Annotated in this window: 11 protein-coding genes; 5 read left to right on the top strand and 6 right to left on the bottom strand. The window is 34.0% G+C overall.

Annotation, left to right across the window (positions count from 1 at the left end; translation table 11 throughout):
• Positions 1 to 3 precede the first annotated feature (3 nt).
• Positions 4 to 1,272 carry a serine--tRNA ligase gene (serS, locus tag FIT61_RS03860; protein ID WP_139883368.1) on the top strand — a complete coding sequence of 423 codons (1,269 nt, stop codon included), beginning with the start codon at positions 4 to 6 and terminating at the stop codon, positions 1,270 to 1,272.
• Here the strand turns inward: serS and rpiA are convergent.
• A complete protein-coding gene (gene rpiA, locus FIT61_RS03855; protein WP_139883366.1) occupies positions 1,269 to 1,943 on the bottom strand; it encodes a ribose 5-phosphate isomerase A in 675 nt (224 codons plus the stop codon). The two genes, serS and rpiA, sit on opposite strands and share 4 nt — an antisense overlap.
• 68 nt (positions 1,944 to 2,011) lie before the next feature.
• On the opposite strand from rpiA, the gene mfd reads away from it, so the two are divergent.
• The gene (mfd, locus tag FIT61_RS03850) at positions 2,012 to 5,413 is read left to right on the top strand and encodes a transcription-repair coupling factor (protein WP_420886464.1); all 3,402 of its coding nucleotides are present in this window, start codon (positions 2,012 to 2,014) and stop codon (positions 5,411 to 5,413) included.
• Here mfd and FIT61_RS03845 read toward each other — a convergent pair.
• On the bottom strand, positions 5,410 to 8,052 hold the full coding sequence (locus FIT61_RS03845) for a UvrD-helicase domain-containing protein (RefSeq protein WP_139883364.1): 2,643 nt from the start codon (positions 8,050 to 8,052) through the stop codon (positions 5,410 to 5,412). The two genes, mfd and FIT61_RS03845, sit on opposite strands and share 4 nt — an antisense overlap.
• Positions 8,049 to 10,649, bottom strand: coding sequence for a PD-(D/E)XK nuclease family protein (locus FIT61_RS03840; protein WP_139883362.1), 2,601 nt, complete (start codon positions 10,647 to 10,649; stop codon positions 8,049 to 8,051). Before FIT61_RS03840 ends, FIT61_RS03845 begins: the two co-directional genes overlap by 4 nt.
• 43 nt (positions 10,650 to 10,692) lie before the next feature.
• Here FIT61_RS03840 and greB point away from each other — a divergent pair, with 43 nt between their 5' ends.
• The 3 genes from greB to efp are packed head-to-tail and all read left to right on the top strand — an operon-like array spanning position 10,693 to position 12,883.
• Positions 10,693 to 11,178 carry a transcription elongation factor GreB gene (gene greB / locus FIT61_RS03835; RefSeq protein WP_139883360.1) on the top strand — a complete coding sequence of 162 codons (486 nt, stop codon included), beginning with the start codon at positions 10,693 to 10,695 and terminating at the stop codon, positions 11,176 to 11,178.
• A complete protein-coding gene (earP, locus tag FIT61_RS03830; protein ID WP_139883358.1) occupies positions 11,171 to 12,271 on the top strand; it encodes an elongation factor P maturation arginine rhamnosyltransferase EarP in 1,101 nt (366 codons plus the stop codon). The genes greB and earP overlap by 8 nt, the downstream gene beginning before the upstream one ends.
• 54 nt (positions 12,272 to 12,325) lie before the next feature.
• Entirely contained in the window at positions 12,326 to 12,883 is a 558-nt protein-coding gene (gene efp / locus FIT61_RS03825) for an elongation factor P (RefSeq protein ID WP_139883356.1), read from the top strand.
• A gap of 2 nt (positions 12,884 to 12,885) precedes the next feature.
• On the opposite strand, the gene tldD is transcribed toward efp, so the two are convergent.
• The 3 genes from tldD to FIT61_RS03810 are packed head-to-tail and all read right to left on the bottom strand — an operon-like array spanning position 12,886 to position 19,015.
• Positions 12,886 to 14,322: a metalloprotease TldD gene (gene tldD, locus FIT61_RS03820; RefSeq protein ID WP_139883354.1), complete on the bottom strand. Its 1,437-nt coding sequence runs from the start codon at positions 14,320 to 14,322 to the stop codon at positions 12,886 to 12,888.
• Positions 14,323 to 14,330: 8 nt separating this feature from the next.
• Positions 14,331 to 15,185, bottom strand: a complete 855-nt coding sequence (locus FIT61_RS03815) for a carbon-nitrogen hydrolase family protein (protein WP_139883352.1) — start codon at positions 15,183 to 15,185, stop codon at positions 14,331 to 14,333.
• Positions 15,186 to 15,187: 2 nt separating this feature from the next.
• Positions 15,188 to 19,015, bottom strand: a complete 3,828-nt coding sequence (locus FIT61_RS03810; protein WP_139883350.1) for a YhdP family protein — start codon at positions 19,013 to 19,015, stop codon at positions 15,188 to 15,190.
• Positions 19,016 to 19,049 lie beyond the last annotated feature (34 nt).

Raw genomic sequence — 19,049 nt, 5'->3', positions numbered from 1 at the left:
TTTATGATAGATATTCAGTTATTAAGAAATGATATTGAATTTGTTAAACAAAAGCTTTCAAGTCGAGGCTTTGATCTTGATTTAAGCACTTTTCAGTCATTGGAAAATGTAAGAAAAGAACTGCAAGTAAAGACGCAAGATTTTCAAGAAAAAAGAAACTCTATTTCAAAAGAAATAGGCATTGCGAAATCTAAGAATGAGAATACTGATTTACTTATGAAAAGCGTCAATGCTATTTCTGATGATTTAAAAGCAGGTGAGTCAGAATTGGCTGAGCTACAAGAAAAAATTAATCAGTTTATGCTGAATCTTCCTAATATTCCGCACGAATCTACCCCTCTAGGTAAGTCTGAAGCCGATAACAAAATAGTTAAGACGGTAGGTGAGCCTAGAAAATTTACTTTTAAAGTTAAAGACCATGTTGATGTGGGTGCAAATCATGGACTTAATTTTGATTTAGGTGCAAAGCTTTCTGGGGCTCGTTTTGTAGTAATGGAAGGTAAGCTTGCAAGGCTGCATCGCGCTATTGCGCAATACATGCTTGACACTCAAACAGAGAAACACGGATATAAAGAATGTTATACGCCTTATTTAGTGAATAGCGAGACACTAATAGGCACAGGACAGCTCCCTAAGTTCGAAGCTGATCTTTTTAGCCTTTCACACAATGAAAGTAAATTATATTTAATTCCAACTTCTGAAGTGACGCTAACAAATTTTGTTCGAGATGAAGTTGTTAAACAGTCTGATCTTCCTATTAAATTAACCGCACATACGCCATGCTTTAGGTCAGAAGCCGGATCATATGGAAAAGACACACGCGGTATGATTAGGCAGCATCAATTTGATAAAGTTGAAATGGTTCAGATTGTGCATCCTGATAAAAGTTACGAAGCATTAGAAGAGATGGTTTCGCATGCTGAGTTTATCTTGACTTCATTAGAGCTTCCATATCGATTGTTGTCATTATGTACAGGTGATATGGGCTTTGGCGCAGCAAAAACTTTTGATTTGGAAGTTTGGCTTCCATCACAAAATACATATCGTGAAATTTCATCTGTTTCAAATTGTGAAGCTTTCCAAGCTAGGCGATTAAAAGCTAGATTTAAAAGTGAAGATGGAAAGAATTTATTTCTTCATACATTAAATGGTTCTGGATTGGCTGTAGGTAGAACCTTGGTTGCAGTTATTGAAAACTATCAGAACGAAGATGGCAGTATTACGATACCCAAAGTATTGATTCCTTATATGGGCGGTATTGAAAAGATCTAGCTTCTCCAAATTTCACGAACATTTCCATTGTGGCTAATTAGAGCGCCATGAGCCAAATTGTAAAAAATACCATGTTCTACAATGCCAGGTGTTAGTGAAAGTAAGTTATTTAAGTTTTCACTACTCTTTTCAGCAAAATTAAAATCAAGCACAAAATTTCCACATGAAGTTATGGCATAACCATCTTTTGCTGCATTGATTCTAATATCCCCTGTACCTTTTTTCATCAAGACATTTTTTACAAGTTCCCAGGCGAATGGATGAACTTCTGAAGGGACGGGGAAATTATCTCCAATATTTTTAACGATTTTAGATTCATCCGCAATAACGATAAATTTTCTGGCTGCACGTGCAAGTAGCTTTTCTCGAACGAGATCATAACCACGCCCTTTAAGTAAAGTAAGGTCAGGTGTAATTTCATCTGCGCCATCAATATAAAGATCAATTTCTTTTATTTGATCTATTGATAAGAGAGGTAAACCAGCTTCTTTCGCTTTAATCATACTTACAACAGAGCTTGAGACCGCTCTTACATTTAATTTTTCTTCTTTATTTCGTTTAGCTAAAGCGTCGATAAAGAAGTTAGCAGTAGAGCCGGTACCTAAGCCCACAATCATATTTTCACTAACATATTGTAAAGCTTGATGTGCGACTAATTCTTTATCGTTCATGATATTCCCTCTCAATGAATGCAGCCTTTAAAGCTTATAATATTGGTAATCATTTATACATGCAATATATGTCAATAGAAGCAAATAATCAAAATAAAGAATCATTATCAATCGTAAATATTGATGGCTCGGATAGTTATTCTTTAGCTCGATATATTCAAGATGAAATTATTAAGAATAAAAAATATCTAGCTATTTTTACTGAGACTGCATTCGAAGCAAGACGTCTCATGGAAGAAATGCTTTGGTTTAGTCCAAATTTAAAAATTAATCTTTTGCCTGATTGGGAAACGCTCCCTTATGATCACTTTTCTCCTCACCCTGATCTAATATCCGAGAGACTCCTTACACTCTACCAAGTTACTCAGAAAAGTTTTGATGTGGTTATTATCCCTGTAACAACTGCGCTACATTTATTGCCACCCAAGAGTTATATTCAGCAATTTAGCTTTCATTTTGCCAAAGGGCAAAAAGTAGATATTGAGGCTTTTAAAAATCAACTAACACTAAATGGTTATATGAATGTCGTTCGCGTAATGGCTCCAGGCGAGTTTTCAGTGAGAGGCAGTTTAATTGATTTATTTCCCATGGGAAGCATAGTTCCATATCGTTTAGATTTTTTTGATGATGAGATTGATTCTATTCGAACATTCGATGTTGATTCACAAAGAACACTTTATCCTGTAAATGAAATTAAATTACTTCCTGCGCGAGAATGTCCGATGGATGAAAAATCAATCAGTACATTTAGACAAAATTATCGAGAACGCTTTGAAGGAGATCCATCTCGCTCTTCGATCTATAAAGACATTAGTAAAGGGATTCCTATAGGCGGTATTGAATGGTATATGCCCTTATTTTTCGATGAGATGAGTGATATTTTTAGCTATTTCTCGGATAACACTATTATTTATAAGCACGGTAACCTTGATCATGCATGTAATCATTTTTGGCAAGAAACTGAGAAACGCTTTCGATTATTTGCTTATGATGCCGAACGTCCAATATTAGAACCTAAAGATCTTTTACTTAAATCAGATCAATTTTTCAAATCTATTAATGCATATAAAAAATTCGATTTAAAAAGGCCAGAAATATTTGAGAAAATTCCAGATGTATCAATTGATCGAAAAAATATTCAGCCTTTAGCAAAGCTTGATAAATTTATCTCCGAAAACTCCAAAAGAATTTTTATTTTAGCTGATAGCTTAGGTCGCCGAGAAACCGTTTCTGAGCTTTTAAAAGTAGGTGGTATCAAGTTTAAATCTGCAGATGATTGGTCAGAATCTTTAAATATGAATGATCAAGTTGTATTAACAGTAAGCCCAGTTCATCAAGGCTATATTTCATCAGAGCATATTGTAATTACAGAGTCTGAGCTTTATGTGAATACTGTTCGGCAATCAAAAAGGCGTCAACGCGATAAGAATTTTTCAAGTGATGCAATGGTGCGTGACTTATCAGAGCTAAAAGATGGTGATCCGATTGTTCATGAACAATATGGTGTCGGACGATTTAGGGGATTATTTAATTTAGATTTCGGTGAAGGTGAAAGTGAATTTTTACTTCTAGAGTATTTTGGTGACGATAAACTTTACGTTCCTGTATCTAATTTAGATCTTATCTCCCGCTATTCTGGAGGGCCAGCAGAAACCGCGCCACTTCATAAGTTAGGTTCTGATCAATGGGATAAAGCAAAGAAGAAAGCTTTAAAACAGATTCATGATACTGCAGCTGATCTTCTAAATATTTATTCTCAAAGATCTATTAAGAAAGGCTATGCCTTTAAGATTAACTTACAAGACTATGAAAGATTCACAGATGGATTCCCGTTTGAAGAAACTGAAGATCAATTAACAGCAATCAATGCAGTCATCAATGATATGGAATCTCAAAAGCCTATGGATCGTCTTATATGTGGTGATGTAGGATTCGGTAAAACAGAGGTGGCATTAAGAGCTGCCTTTATTGCAGCGAACGATGGTAAACAAGTCGCAATATTAGTACCTACAACACTTCTTGCTGAGCAGCACTACAATAATTTTATGGATCGTTTTTCAGATTCCCCCATCAAGATTGCTGAAATTTCTCGTTTTAAATCTAAAAAGGAACAAGCTGAGTCACTTATAAAATTAGCAAATGGTGAAATTGATATCATCATTGGTACACATAGGCTTATTCAAAATGACATTAAATTTAAAAATTTAGGTTTGATTATTATTGATGAAGAGCACCGTTTCGGGGTGCGCCAAAAAGAATTACTTAAGGCAATGCGTGCGGAAGTTGATGTCTTAACTCTTACGGCAACACCTATTCCTCGAACACTATCTATGGCTATGGAAGGCTTAAGAGAATTTTCCATAATTTCCACACCCCCTCAGAAACGCTTATCAATTAAAACATTCGTAAATAATTATTCGGAAGGCATTATTCGCGAAGCAGTTTTAAGGGAATTTAATCGAGGCGGCCAAGTTTATTTCTTGCATAACGATGTTGACACTATTCTTTCAATGAAAGAAAAATTAGAAAAATTAATACCTGAAGCAAGAATTGAAATTGCTCATGGACAAATGCGAGAGCGGGAACTTGAAAGAGTTATGCATGATTTTTATCAACAAAAAGCTAATATTTTGCTTTGCACAACAATTATTGAAACGGGCATAGATATTCCTTCAGCGAATACAATTATTATGAATCGCGCAGACATGTTTGGATTAGCGCAACTTCATCAACTGAGGGGTAGGGTAGGAAGATCTCATCATCAAGCATACGCTTATTTACTTGTTGATCCCGACAGAAAAATTAGTGGCCATGCTCAAAAACGATTAGAAGCTATTCAACTTTTAGAGGATTTAGGGGCTGGATATTATCTTGCCATTCATGATTTGGAAATTCGTGGCGCCGGAGAGCTTCTAGGGGATAATCAAAGCGGCCAAATGCACGAAATTGGATTCAATCTTTATGTCGACATGTTGAACTATGCTGTTAAGCAACTCAAGCTAGGCAAAAAATTAAGTCTCGATAATCCACTCCAAAAAAATACCGAAATTAACCTGCATACACCAGCTATTATTACAAATAGTTATTGTGGTGATATCAATGAAAGACTTGTGCTTTATAAACGATTATCAGGACTCAATGATCATGAGGGGTTAATGGAAATGAAAGAGGAGCTGATAGATCGTTTTGGTGTCATGCCTGAGCAAACGCAATCACTTATTTCTTTTCATGATTTAAGAATTTTTATTCAACATCTCGACATTAAAAAAATAGATGCTAGTGACACTTCAATTCAAATTACCTTTGCAAGCGACAGTAAAATGGACCCACTAAAGCTTATTAAACTTCTGAGTGAGGATAAGCGGTGTCGCATGAATGGCCCGGATAAAATTAAAATAGGTGTCACGATTATTGATATTTTAGAAAGAGTTAAATTCATTAAAGATTTTTTGAAAAAAATTTCAATCTAAATTTTCAATCGCATAAGTTTGGGTACAAAGTCTTCAATTTTACTATTTGGTGTTTCTATTTTAATGTTTGTTATAGGTTTTGCTTCTTGAAAATTCCTGCCGTAGATATCCCAAAGCATACCTAAAAATGAATTTGAAGCAGCCTTCATTTCATCTTTAAATACTATAGAACCTACAAGGTGAAGTTTCATTTTTGCTCTTGTCATAGCAACATAAAGTAATCTTTTTAATTCATTTTCTTCCTTATTTTTTTCAATGTTATAAATAAGATTATGTAAGTGAGGTAATTTGTTATCTGGTTCGCTAAATGCTGTGATATGGCACATAAGATTATTTTTGATAAAATTATCAGATACAATCATTTTTTTGTCTGTTGAGCGTGTAGTTGAATTTAAAGATGGAATAATTACTGTATCGAATTCAAGGCCTTTAGCTTTATGAATCGTGAAAAATTGTATACGCTCTTCGGCTGATGGAATGTCTGATAAGTATGTTTTTGTAATTTGATATTCGACTAATTCAAAATCAATAGCTATAGGTGTACTCGATGTTTGCAAAATATCGAAAAACTTATTGATGTCTACGATATCATTTGGGTGATGAAGGCATTTCTCTCCACCTAAATTTATCCAAACTGATTCTATAAGTCTTCTAATGTGAGTCTTATTTTGATGCTCAAATGCATCATCTAGAATGTCGATTAGTCGGTTGATCCTTTTTTTTCCATCAGCAGAAATATTATTCATTTTGTTTGTATTATGAATAATTTCCCACACAGTAGATGAATGATCATCTTGAAAAAGTACAACTAAATCATTAAGTGTAATCCCACACCATGGAGCCCTGAGAATTGCAAGCCAATGAATTCTGTCGCTTAAATCAAGCATAGCGTAGCTTAAAGAAAGAATATCCTGAATTGATTGATGTTGATCTAATGCATCAATTTCTACGGCATTAAATTTTAAGGCAGGTTTAAATTTGCGAATGTAATTAATTAATTCTGAAAGGTGACTTCTTGATCTTGTGAGAATGGCAATTTTTTCATTCTCAGGAAATGTATCAATTAAATTACATACATACTTTGCTTCCTCGGTATCAATATCAGTACCTTCATCAAATGTTAATGCATGAAATTTGAATTCACTTGCACTGGTATCACTTTCTTTTTTTGCTGAGAAAAAAGGCTTGTAACTTACAGTGCCTTGTGAAATTGAGTCTTCTTTTGGTAGTATTTTTTCAAATATCTGATTTACTTCATTCACGATAAGGGAGGAAGATCGCCAATTATCTTGAAGCCGAATGGTTTCTAAAGGAATTGTATTGAAGCCATATTTTTTAGCTTCAATAAAAATGCTAACATCAGCCTCTCTGAATTTATAGATGGATTGCATAGGATCACCCACACAAAAAATGGTTTTCTGCGCTTCAGATGCCCAGCCATCAACTATTTTCTTTAAAAAATTAAAGTGACTTCTGCTCGTATCTTGAAATTCATCAATAAGTAAATGTGAAATTTTATAATCTAGAGATAATAAGAGATCGCTTGCTGCATCATTTTTACCAAGAGCTTCATTTGCTATTTCTATAATCTCAATAAAATCAACTGTATTACTCTGCCTAAATAGCTGCCTTAGTCTTTTTTCACATTGAAGAAGAAGGTTCGCAATAGATTTAAGTTTTATGACATACGATTCATTTAGAGGCTCTGGCATATCTTTAATGGCTATTAAGCAATCTATATTAGGTAGATTGAGACATTTAGCCTTATAAATTTCACCTTCTTCATCATTTTTGAATCCTTCTCGGGCTGTAATTGAAACTCGTCTAGTACTTTTATCTGTATATAATATTTGTGTGATTGTTTGCCATAAAGGGATTTCTTCTGCATCAAAATTAAAGCTATTTTTGTTTCCTAGCTTTATATCTCCTCTAAGCTTTATATTTTCAAGGTAATGAAGCACCTGCATAAGATCATTTAGCTGATCATGATTTAGTAAATCTTTAATTTTTCGATAAATAGGTTTAATTAAATGTTCAAGGTACGCATTGCTTTCTTCGACAATTTTTCCATTTGATTTTTGAGTAAGAGCATGGCATCTAGATTTCCACTGATCTCTAATTGACATCATCGCGATTAAACGACGATTAATTTTTTCATATTCATTATCATAATGAGCAAAGACAATTTTAATGTCTTCCATGCTCTCTTTATTCTGTAATGTTTGTTTAACAGATTCTTCGTAAAACTTTTCAGGAGTATCAGTGATATTGGGTTTATCACCCATTTTGCTTAATACAGGAATTTGACTGACTACGTTATGACAGAATTTATCAATAGTCATCACTTTAAGTCGCGATAGATCGTACTCAATGCCCCAGCCTTTTTCTTTTGAGCGCTTTAGAATTGTGTGGGCAAAAGGACTGTCGCCTTTTTTAATGCGCTCTAGGATTTTAGACTTCATCTCTGAAGCCGCTTTCTTTGTGAAGGTAATGGCTACAATTTCTTCGGGCACATCAACAATAGTGAGAAGTTTTAAATACCGATCCGTGAGTAACCTTGTTTTACCAGAACCTGCCGGAGCTTCAACAATAAATGAGCGTAAATCAAGAGCTCTTTGTCTTAATTGGATGTCACTCATTGCTTCGTTTGCTCAAATTGAAGTATTCGTTCAGGAAGCCTTAAGATCGGCTTAACCTGACAATAAGCCATGTCTTTTTCGCGCGTAAATTTGATAGCTGCGTTGCCTGATTCGTAACTTTTACTAGCCTCATCAATACGGTATTTCCAGAATCCGATTAAATCATCCCAAGATTGGTATTCGATAGCAGTAGCATCTTTGATGCCTTGAAGCAGACCTCTATCTCGACCGATACCAATCCATTGAGGTTTTGGTGAATTAATAATACCAATCGCAATGGCATCAATAGGTGTATTTGAGGCAAAGAGGGCATAAAAGGGCATCTGGAGCTCACCATACGCATTTAAAAACCATTCGTTTAGAGTCTTTGTTGCACCGGATTTGTAATCAATCACAATGTTGTTTTGATTCACTTCATCGATACGATCAATTTTGATATTAAAGTTAAGGCAACCTAAATGAATAGGTATATTTTTTTCCGTCTCTTTAACTTCAAAATCCCCTCTTTTTAATTCATGTTGAATCCATTTTTCAAGGTAGCTTATTAAGCGTATTTCTTCGATATTAAAAAATTCAGGTAAGATTCTGGGGTATTTTTTCTTTTCTATAGATATATTTTTATGTGCAATCACCTGTATTTTTTTTGACAGCTCTTTTTCATTTAAAGCGCTTACTAGAGAGGCTGATTTATTTTCCGTCCAGAATTGTTCTAGGGTTTTATGAAAGAGATTCCCGCGTAATCTAGTAGTTAAATTTTCCTCATCTTCTTCTTCTATTTTTCTGGCGCCAAGTCTAAACTCATAAAATGCCCAAGCAGGGCATATGGATTGTGCTTCAAGTAATTTTATGCCCGATTTAACCGTCTGCTGCACTTCAATATTACTTGAAGTACTGTCTTCAATATATTCTATAAATTCATGATTAAATTCATCTTTTTTAAATTTAAAATTGATATCTTCAAGTAATTTCGAAGATATAAAGTCATATAATGTTGGTGATGGAAATATCTCTTCTTCACCCATTTTTTTGGCATACGAAAGTGTTACAAAAGGTGATGTATGGGTAAATTTATCTAAAATCTTTGAGGCATTTAAATGACGTTTTTCATGGGTGTTGATATGCCTATCATGCTGAATTTTTATAGGTATAAATGGATTGTACTGATGAGGCGTAGGCCAATGATGTTCATTTAAATTCATAATCCACGTAGCGTCATAATTTTCATAAGTAGTTTCATGAAAACCTAAAATATCAATTTTAAAATTGCCTTGATGTTTGTGTTGGTGAGTGGTTTTTTTAAGGTAATACTGAAAAATATCTAGCATCTCTTGGATGGATATTTCACCCATCAGATTATCTAATGAAGATATCGTTTCGTTAGTTTTGTTCCATGCCTCATAAATACTTTCTTCAAAGGAATCTTTTGGAGCTAATAAACTAGATTGAATATTCTTTAAATACTCCTCAAATGTTTTAATCCATCCGGAAGGACTTCTTTTTGTTCGCCATTCATGATGTGAGGCATGTATGTGATTTAAATGTATTTTTAGGAAGGGTATTTCATTATTTAATCCTTCAATTAACTCAGACATCTCAATGAGATCTTTAACTGATAGATTGCCCCTTCGTTTTCTTTCTAGGTGGTTAATAAGCTTGTAGCGATGACATAACTCTTTGTCATCTGACCAGCCACTATGACTCAGGATGTTTTTAAGCTCATTGATCTTAGAGGTGCCTCTCGCAGCCAATTCTATTAATTTTAGGTTTAAATAAACCATAGATAAATGAAATAAGGGAGCATTCAAGGAGAACTGATAAATTCTTTTTTCTTGAGAGAGACTTGGGGTAAATGTTTCAGGATGAAATGTTTTATCAAGCATGCTTGTGAGGCGATCGATAATTTGATCGAGTTGCGGCGTCACAATCAATATCTTTTTGTTATTTTCTATTTGTGTTTTGCACCATTCGACAATCTGCATGCTTTCATGTTCTTCATTAAGAAAAACACGTGACTCAATATAAGGCTCTATTTGTGGCGCTTTAAAAAGCTCTATATCAACTTGAGTTTTACATGCTTCAATAAAAGAATCTTCAATAGGTGTTGTTAATTCAAAATTAACAAAACAAATAGGGTACTCAATTGAAATATCGCCATTTCTAATATGTTCTTCACTTATCTTTAAAAGATTATTAAAAGTGATAACATTTTTATCGCTACAGTATTTTTTAAAAAGCAGGCGCCAAGCGTTAAAAAATGCATGTTCTTCACTACGCTCTTCACTTTTTAAAGTATTTTCGCCAATATTAAATTGATCAATGAGACGGTTGGCCTGCATTGCGGTTTCACTTAAGTTTTCAATATTGGATAAATCAAAAAATGATTTTTTATATTGCTTAATACTGCTTTCCCATAACAATTTTTCTTCAATCCCATTAAGAACCCGATATGACATCTTGATATTTGGGTGTTTTTTAAAGAGGTTATTGATGAAGTCATGAAGCGCTATTACCTTTTCTTTTGAATCAAAATGTTGGCTTAATTTATAAGCTTCTTTTGAATTGCGGCAGAGGTAGATAGGCTTTTGCTCAGAATGCATGCTTCTATTGTAAACTTAACCCCGTTAATTATTATTAAAAAATATGACAGAGCGTAAAAATTACATTACTAAGCAAGGATATCAGCGCCTAAAAGATGAGCTCGATTTTTTAGTTAAAGTTGATCGACCTAAGGTTGTAGCTGATGTTTCATGGGCTGCAAGTAATGGCGATCGGAGTGAGAACGGAGATTATATCTACGGGAAGAAACGCTTACGCCAAATTGATACAAGAGCTAAATTTTTATTCGGTCGCATTGATGAAGCGGTAGTAATTGATCCTTCGTCGCAAGAGCAACAAGACAAGATTTTTTTTGGCGCATGGGTAACTTTACTCAATGAATCAGATGATTCGGAGCATCATTATCGCATTGTGGGGCAAGATGAAATTGATACAGAAAAAGGCTTTATTAGTTGGGTATCACCCATTGCTAAAGCCCTTTTAGGTAAAAACTTAGAGGATGAAGTGAAGGTTGAAACCCCTGGAGGTTTAGTGAAATTTAGAATTATTGATGTAGCTTATCATGAGTAATCAAAGTCCTATCGTGTGCCACTTAACATGTAAGGTGATTGATTTTTTTGGGGATATTGGTGTTGCTTGGCGAATAGCAAAGCAGCTTAAGATTGATTTTAATATTGAGGTGCATCTTCTCATTGACGATCTTGTAACCACCAAGAGATTGATACCTTCAATCGATATTTCCCTGCAAAAACAAACGATTAATGGAATCAATATTTGTCATTGTGATTTTAGTGAGGATTCAACATCACTTCCGCCGCCTCCAGATTTTGTATTAAACCTTTTTAATATAGATTTGCCACATAGCTATAAAACGCTTATTAAGCGCAAAAAGTCCAAATATATTGCGATTGAATATTTATCAGCCGAACCCTGGGTAGATAACTTCCATTTAAAACCTTCTATCGATCCTCAATCGGGGCTTATTAAAACTTACTTTTATCCTGGCTTTACTAATCAAACAGGGGGTCTTATTCGGGAAAAGGGATTGTTTTTGCGCCGAGAGGCTTTTGATCAATCTAGACGCAAAAAGCTTATTCAGTCATTAGGTGGAGATCCGAACTTATATTCAATATCACTCTTTTATTATCCAATACAAAAAATTGAAGTTTTTTTGGATGTAATAGATCACATAAATAAACCTGCTCAATTTTTTATACCTCAATATCTATTTGATCTTTTAAAGCTAAAAAATAATTATCAATTTATTCATATCATTCCTTATCCATTTTTAAATCATGATGATTTTGATAACCTACTTTGGTCATGTGATCTTAATTTTGTGCGAGGAGAAGATAGCTGGGCAAGAGCAATTTGGGCTGGCAAACCTTTTATTTGGCAGCCTTATATCCAAGAAAATAATATTCATTTAATTAAACTTAAGGCTTTTTTAAAGCGTTATTGCGAAGCATGCGATCAAGATTTATCTGAAATTTTAATTAAAATGCATGATGACTGGTCGAATAACAAATTTAACGAAGTTTTATGGCGTGATTTTTTTAAGCAACAAGCTCGTTTAGAAGCTTTTGTATTAAAGCAAAGTCATCATTATTTCAAAGAGGCTTCATTTGTAGAGAGTTTGGTCGATTATTGTTACGAAACATAATTTTCGAGTATAATTCCACCCTTTATTTGGTAAGCATTCCCAAGGATCAATATTATGAAAATCGCTCAAGAACTTCGCGCTGGTAACGTTATTATGGTTGGCACTGACCCTATGGTCATCTTAAAAACTGAATATAACAAATCAGGTCGAAATTCAGCTGTGGTGAAGATGAAGATGAAAAATCTTCTCACTGAAGCCCCTAGTGAAAACGTGTATAACGCGAGCGATAAATTTGAAGTGATTGTCTTAGATAAAAAAGAAGTTACTTATTCTTATTTCTCAGATCCTGCTTACGTCTTTATGGATAATGAATATAATCAATATGAAGTTGATGCTGAAAATATGTCAGAAGCATTGAATTTCTTAGAAGATGGCATGCCTTGCGAAGTTAAATTTTACAATGGTAAAGCGATATCTGTGGAGTTGCCAAATTCTGTGACGCGAGAAATTACCTATACTGAGCCAGCTGTAAAAGGAGACACTTCAGGCAAAGTAATGAAACCAGCTAAAATTAATACAGGTTTTGAAGTAATGGTGCCTTTATTCTGTAATACAGGCGATAAAATTGAAATTGATACACGCACTTTAGAATACAAAAACCGCGTTTTATAATTTTAAGCAGTTCCGCCTACAACTAAGCCATCAATTTTTATTGTGGGCTGACCTACACCTACCGGAACACTTTGACCTTCTTTGCCACAGGTACCCACTCCCGAGTCTAAAGACATATCATTTCCGATCATGCTAACTTTCTTTAATACCTCTGGGCCATTGCCTATTAGAGTTGCGCCTTTGACTGGATAAAGTAATTTTCCATCTTCAATCATCCACGCTTCAGCTGCAGAAAATACAAACTTACCGCTTGTGATATCAACTTGGCCACCACCAAAGTTAACTGCATATATACCTTTCTTGACTGACTTGATAATTTCTTCAGGTGTTTTGGTGCCATTAAGCATATAAGTATTTGTCATTCTCGGCATAGGAAGATGCGCATAGGATTCTCTTCTCGCATTTCCAGTGGTGGGCATATTCATAAGTCTCGCATTTAATGTGTCTTGAAGATATCCTTTCAGAATACCGTTTTCTATAAGCACTGTTCTTTGTGTTTCATTGCCTTCATCATCGATATTTAGTGAGCCTCTTCGATCTTGGATCGTACCATCATCAACCACAGTAATATCCTTTGCAGCAACTTGAGTGCCAATTTTATTGCTAAAAGCGGAGCTGCCTTTTCGATTGAAATCACCTTCTAGGCCATGACCAATAGCTTCATGTAAAAGAATGCCTGGCCATCCAGGGCCTAAGACAACCGTCATGCTCCCAGCGGGCGCAGGTTTTGCATTTAGATTTGTAGTGGCTTGATGAACTGCTTCATGCGCATATTGTTTTAATATTTCATCAGAGAAATATTCAAAACCAAAACGACCACCGCCACCGGAAGAACCTTGCTCTCTTTTTCCATTCGCTTCTGCAATGACATTAATCGATAATCTTACGAGGGGTCTAATATCTGCAGCAATTTTTTGCTCATGATTAATGACGAATATTACTTCATATTCTCCAGCAATCGATGCTGTGACTTTAGTAATACGCTCATCCATTTTTTTAGCAAAATTTTCTATTTTTTCTAGCATTTTAATTTTAGTTTCAGCAGGGACTGCCGAAAGGGGGTCTTGAGTGCTATATAAATTAGATATGATTCTTGGATGATCAAGTTTATGACTTTGATTTAAATTTTTTGAAGCAATAGCTTTAGCAATATTTGATGAGGACAAGAGTGCTTCAATGGAAATGTCATCAGAATATGCAAAAGCAGATTTGTCTTTGTTAACAGCCCTAACACCTACACCTTGATCAATTGAGAAGCTACCAGATTTAACTTGTCCTTCTTCAAGCCCCCAATATTCATTTTTTGTGTATTGAAAATAAAGGTCTGCGTAATCGACTCCATGTGACATCATGCTATTGAGTATTTTATTTAGATCATTTATATCTATACCAGATTGTGCGAGAAGCAAATCTTTTGCATGAGCAATTTTATGTTCCATAAGGGATGTTATTTAATAGTTCGATGTTTAAGAGCGGGTAAAGATTTCCGAATAGATTTAATGTATTCTTTATTTAAGAACCCAGTAATTACGCCAGAACCTCTAGTGAGACGATCCAGTATAGTCCCCCATGGATCGACGATCATTGAGTTTCCGTGAGTTTCTCGTCCTGATAAGTGATAGCCTCCTTGAGCAGGTGCTAATACGTAACATTGATTCTCAATCGCTCTTGCACGAATCAAAATTTCCCAATGTGCTTTACCGGTTGTTTCTGTAAATGCAGATGGAATGACAAGAAGATCAATATCTTTCATGGTTCTGAAGAGCTCTGGAAATCTTAGATCGTAACAAATTGCAATACCAATTTTTCCAAATGGAGAATCGATAACTACAACATCGGAACCTGCCTCAATTAATTTATCTTCGCGATAGTATTCATCCCCCATATCAAATCCAAAAAGATGAATTTTGTCATAGCGGTGAATTAAATTACCTTTGTCATCATAAATTAAACAACTGTTCCTAATTTTATTTTTATCTTTTGATACTAAAGGAATAGAGCCGCCAATAATCCAGACTTTGTTTTTCTTGGCTTGTTTTGATAGAAAAGATTGAACGAGACCATGCTCAGGCTTTTCTTTTGCTTTTAATTTCTCAGAATCTTTGGAAGACATGATGGAAAAATACTCAGGGAGCGCTATGAGTTTAGCGCCTTGGTTTGTAGCAATAGCAATTAAATTTTCAGCTTCATTAAGATTTGATTTGATGTCTGGCCCAGACGCCATCTGTATACCAGCAATTTTTATAATATCTTTATTTACCAACCTTGCTTTCGTTGTTTTTATTTTAGATTTAATTGCCATTATTATTTTTTATCATTTAATAAGTTTTTAGTATTATCGATCGTTGTTTTGATTTTATCAGATGCAGAGTTATTAACTTCTTCTGGTTTTTCCCATGTGCCAATAATTCGATATTCGGAAGTAAGAACTTTATTGAGAGGATCCTTAAGTATTTTTTGTGCAACGAAAGCTACAGCACCTGCTAATGGACCACCTGCTAATGCTGCAATCGATAAACTATCACTAATATGAGGGGTTACCTTGACATTTAAATCTTGTGTTTCATTAATGATATTAGTTTCACCTGACATAAATACTTCTGCAGCAGGACCATTCATCCTAAAATTTGTTGTTTTCATGATGCCATTATTCATTCTTATAGAAGCATTGATTGTGTCAAATATGAAACCACTACCAAACAAATCTCTAAAGTCTAGACTAAGTCGTCTTGGTAAACTTTGCAAAGTGACGAGTCCGAAAAGGCGACCTACGCCTGGCTCCACTTTTAAAATTGTTCCTTTATGAATATCTAAAGTGAAAGAGCCATCAATTTTAGTTTTATCAAAATTGATTGGACTTCCAATCCATTTAAATTGACCATTAATTTCCGCATCACCATCTTTAATGAAATGGTTGTATCCCAAAAAGTCGAGAGTATTGCCAAGATTATTAATCTTCCAGTTAAAATTAATATTTGTTTTTGAATTTTTATTCCAGTCGAGCCAATCACCATCTGCCTGAAAAATGCTTGTATCGCTTGTAACTTTGAATTTTTGAAAGGTAATATGTTGTTTTGATGTATTGGAAATAAGTTCTAATTTCCCTATTTTTTTGCCATCTACCTCAAGCGCTTCAATTTTGACATCTAGGTTAGGCACATTTTGGGTGCTCGTATTGTGAGATAAGGAAATCTTTTTTATTTCACTTGGAAGTTTGAGTCCATTTAAACGAGCAATTAATCTGTTATCTTTTTCAAACCACAAAAGATTACCTGATGTTTCGCTTGAGTTAATTTTAAATTTTGTATTGCCGTTACCTGGCGCTATTCCTATTTTGATATTGTTAAATCTTCTGTCAAATAGATCAGCACTCATAAGCGCTATATCTGCTTTATCTATTTTAAAATGATAATGACTATCACTTCCGCTATATACGCTAATAAAATCATCCAGATTGATGTAAGGGAGATTAGCTTTGAGATAAAGTCCTTTTTGGGGATTTGTTCTAACATCTGAATTAATAGCAATAAAGCCTTTATCAATAGTCATCAGATTATTTTTTTCAGTGCGCGATATTTTTGCGCTTACAATATTGCTGAATTTAAATTCAATCTCATCATTTTTTTGGTTATTCTGTTTTTTACTAAAATAGAATTTTTCTTCTTTATCTCTTGCTTTATTAAATGGGGCGGGGTAACCCATTTCAATACCTTTTAAATTTGACGAAATTTGGATATTTAGTAAAGGTTTTTTGTATTCTACAAAACCCTCCCAATCGGCTGAGCCACTGAATTTTGTAAAACTTTTACCTAATTTTTCTTCAATACCTTTATCAGTAAATTTACCATTTAATTTAATCTTAATAGCTTTACTTGGATCGGCAGTAAGGGAAATATTCGTATTACCTCCAAACATAGTACCGTTAAGATTTTCAGTTTTAACATTATGTTCATCAAATGTGACACTACCTTTAATTTTTTCTATATTAGGAATGCCGATCGATGAATTGCTCAGAGTACTATTTAAAAATTGATATTGACCTTTAAAGGTAATGGCATCTAAATTGTCCATGGGAATGTCAACATTTACCATCAACTTTCCTTCACCGGATCCTGCAGCATCATCAAAAAAATGTTGAGCTGATTCTTTTATGGGGCTGTTATTAATAAATTTAATTGCCTCACCTGTAGGGCTATTGAGATTTCCTTGAATATTAAGCACGGGGTGTTCAATTGCTATTGCGGGAATTGTCGTTTTAAGATCTTTAATTGTATTCCCTAAAATTTGACCTTTCTTACTTACCAACTCAAAAGTGCCAGCATTAATTGAGGCATTAAAATCAAATTTTTCGACTACAGGCCATCCTGCGCCATATTCAATTAAAGTATTTTTTCCGGTTGTAGTAACAATAAATTTGCCCTTGCTAGGATCGGGTCGATTATTCGCATCAACAAATGGAAAATCGGCTGTCGAGCCTTTTATAGCGACCAATGTATTTTCTAGATTTCCTTCAAGAAGAGAAGTGTCTAGCCAATGAAGGCCTTCTGCGCTAATTGTTCTTGGGTAATAAGTTTTTGCTTGTTTAAAATCGATATAAGGAATTGAAGCTTGTATGTCTAGATAAGTTACTTTTTGAGCATCGTATTTAATACTTCCATTTATTGAACCATTAATAAATGGATTATTAAAACTAATATTTTTAAACATTAAATAACTTTCTGTCCACTTTAAGTCGCCATGTAAGTCACTAAATTTAAGTTGCTCTCTAAATAATTTATTATATGAAAGCGAAACATCTGCTGATTTAAGTTTCAAAGAACCGTCTTTATTTGACAGACGAATAGTGCCTGAAAGATTTTCGAAGCCTGGCACATCCTCAAAAGATTTTAAGCTTAATTTGTCAAACTGAGCTTTGAGACTTATTTCAGTTTTTTTATTCTCCATCCATTTAAGATCTAAATTAGTTAATAATCCCGCAGGCTGAATTACATTAATTTTATTTTTCACATCATCAAAATATGGAATAGTTTGTAATATTTCATTGGCTGCCTCAAGTTGAATTGTATTTACCTTCAGAGAGAATGCGGTAGGTTTGTTTGTTTCAGATGAAATAGTAATAGAGCTATCAGCATCTTCGATATTAATGCCATTATTAGTTAGTAAGTAAATATTTTTAAATGCAAGCTGATAATCTTTTTCATTAGAAAGCCATATAATATCTCCAGAAAAATTCTTTAAATTTAGCTCGTTTTTGTAAGCTTGATTCAATTCAGTTTTAAAACTTGTGAGCTGAATTGATGATTTAATTTTTGTAATCGTAGCATTAGTGATGCTCGCAGTTAAATTTATGTCGCCAGTACCTGCATTAATTTTAATAGGATAATTAATCCAGGGCATATAGGCCGCAAAATTGATATTGCTAGCTTTAATTTTAACTTCGGAGTCCCATGAATTTATATCTTCAATTTTTTTTGCATAAATATTTCCGTTAATATTAATAAATTGATTGTCGCTATTGCTGATTTTAAAATGTAGAGCAAATTCATGTTTTCCAATGAGCTCGATAATAAAAGGTGTTTTATATCTAAAATTTAAATCTTTTAATGTGAGTGCAGGCGCTTGTCTGTATTCGTCATGCCAATCAATTTCACCTTGCTTTATTACCACCTTTTTTTGATTGAGGAGCCAATTCGTTAATTTATTATTAGCAGGTCCGTCGATAAGTATTCCACCAATGAAAATTTTGTTATTAAGGTCTCTCTTAATGAGAAGCTTGGGAGCTTGCAATCTGATTTCTGAAAGTGTTGGTTTTAAATAAAATGGACTTAACCACGAGAAGTCAATACTAATTTCTTTAAGTGTAAGGGTAATTTTATTTTGACTGTCATAAAATAAAACTTCTTGTAAAGCAATTTCTGGATTAATAAAATCCCATCGACCTTCAAGCGAGTTTATTTTAATCGTTTGCCCAGTTGATTGAGATACAAGGGCTTCAATTTTTGATTTGTAGTTATTTAAATTGGGCTTGATGTAAAACTGAAATGCAAGACTTGAGATAGCAACAAAAAGTGTATAGGTAACAGCAAGTACAAAACCAATTTTTTTAATATAAGGTAGTAATTTTCGCTTCATGGGTCTTTCTTAAACTTAAACCGCTTAAGCTATT

The sequence above is a fragment of the Candidatus Methylopumilus rimovensis genome, from assembly GCF_006364615.1.
GTDB classification, from domain to species: domain Bacteria; phylum Pseudomonadota; class Gammaproteobacteria; order Burkholderiales; family Methylophilaceae; genus Methylopumilus; species Methylopumilus rimovensis.
The sequence above is the reverse complement of the archived record's forward strand: the minus strand, read 5'-3'. Positions and strand labels throughout refer to the sequence as shown.

Bases quoted from the DNA above. Each gene is read 5' to 3' on its own strand.
- serS (WP_139883368.1), top strand. From the start codon at position 4: ATGATAGATATTCAGTTATTAAGAAATGATATTGAATTTGTTAAACAA.
- rpiA (WP_139883366.1), bottom strand. From the start codon at position 1,943: ATGAACGATAAAGAATTAGTCGCACATCAAGCTTTACAATATGTTAGT.
- mfd (WP_420886464.1), top strand. From the start codon at position 2,012: ATGTCAATAGAAGCAAATAATCAAAATAAAGAATCATTATCAATCGTA.
- FIT61_RS03845 (WP_139883364.1), bottom strand. From the start codon at position 8,052: ATGAGTGACATCCAATTAAGACAAAGAGCTCTTGATTTACGCTCATTT.
- FIT61_RS03840 (WP_139883362.1), bottom strand. From the start codon at position 10,649: ATGCATTCTGAGCAAAAGCCTATCTACCTCTGCCGCAATTCAAAAGAA.
- greB (WP_139883360.1), top strand. From the start codon at position 10,693: ATGACAGAGCGTAAAAATTACATTACTAAGCAAGGATATCAGCGCCTA.
- earP (WP_139883358.1), top strand. From the start codon at position 11,171: ATGAGTAATCAAAGTCCTATCGTGTGCCACTTAACATGTAAGGTGATT.
- efp (WP_139883356.1), top strand. From the start codon at position 12,326: ATGAAAATCGCTCAAGAACTTCGCGCTGGTAACGTTATTATGGTTGGC.
- tldD (WP_139883354.1), bottom strand. From the start codon at position 14,322: ATGGAACATAAAATTGCTCATGCAAAAGATTTGCTTCTCGCACAATCT.
- FIT61_RS03815 (WP_139883352.1), bottom strand. From the start codon at position 15,185: ATGGCAATTAAATCTAAAATAAAAACAACGAAAGCAAGGTTGGTAAAT.
- FIT61_RS03810 (WP_139883350.1), bottom strand. From the start codon at position 19,015: ATGAAGCGAAAATTACTACCTTATATTAAAAAAATTGGTTTTGTACTT.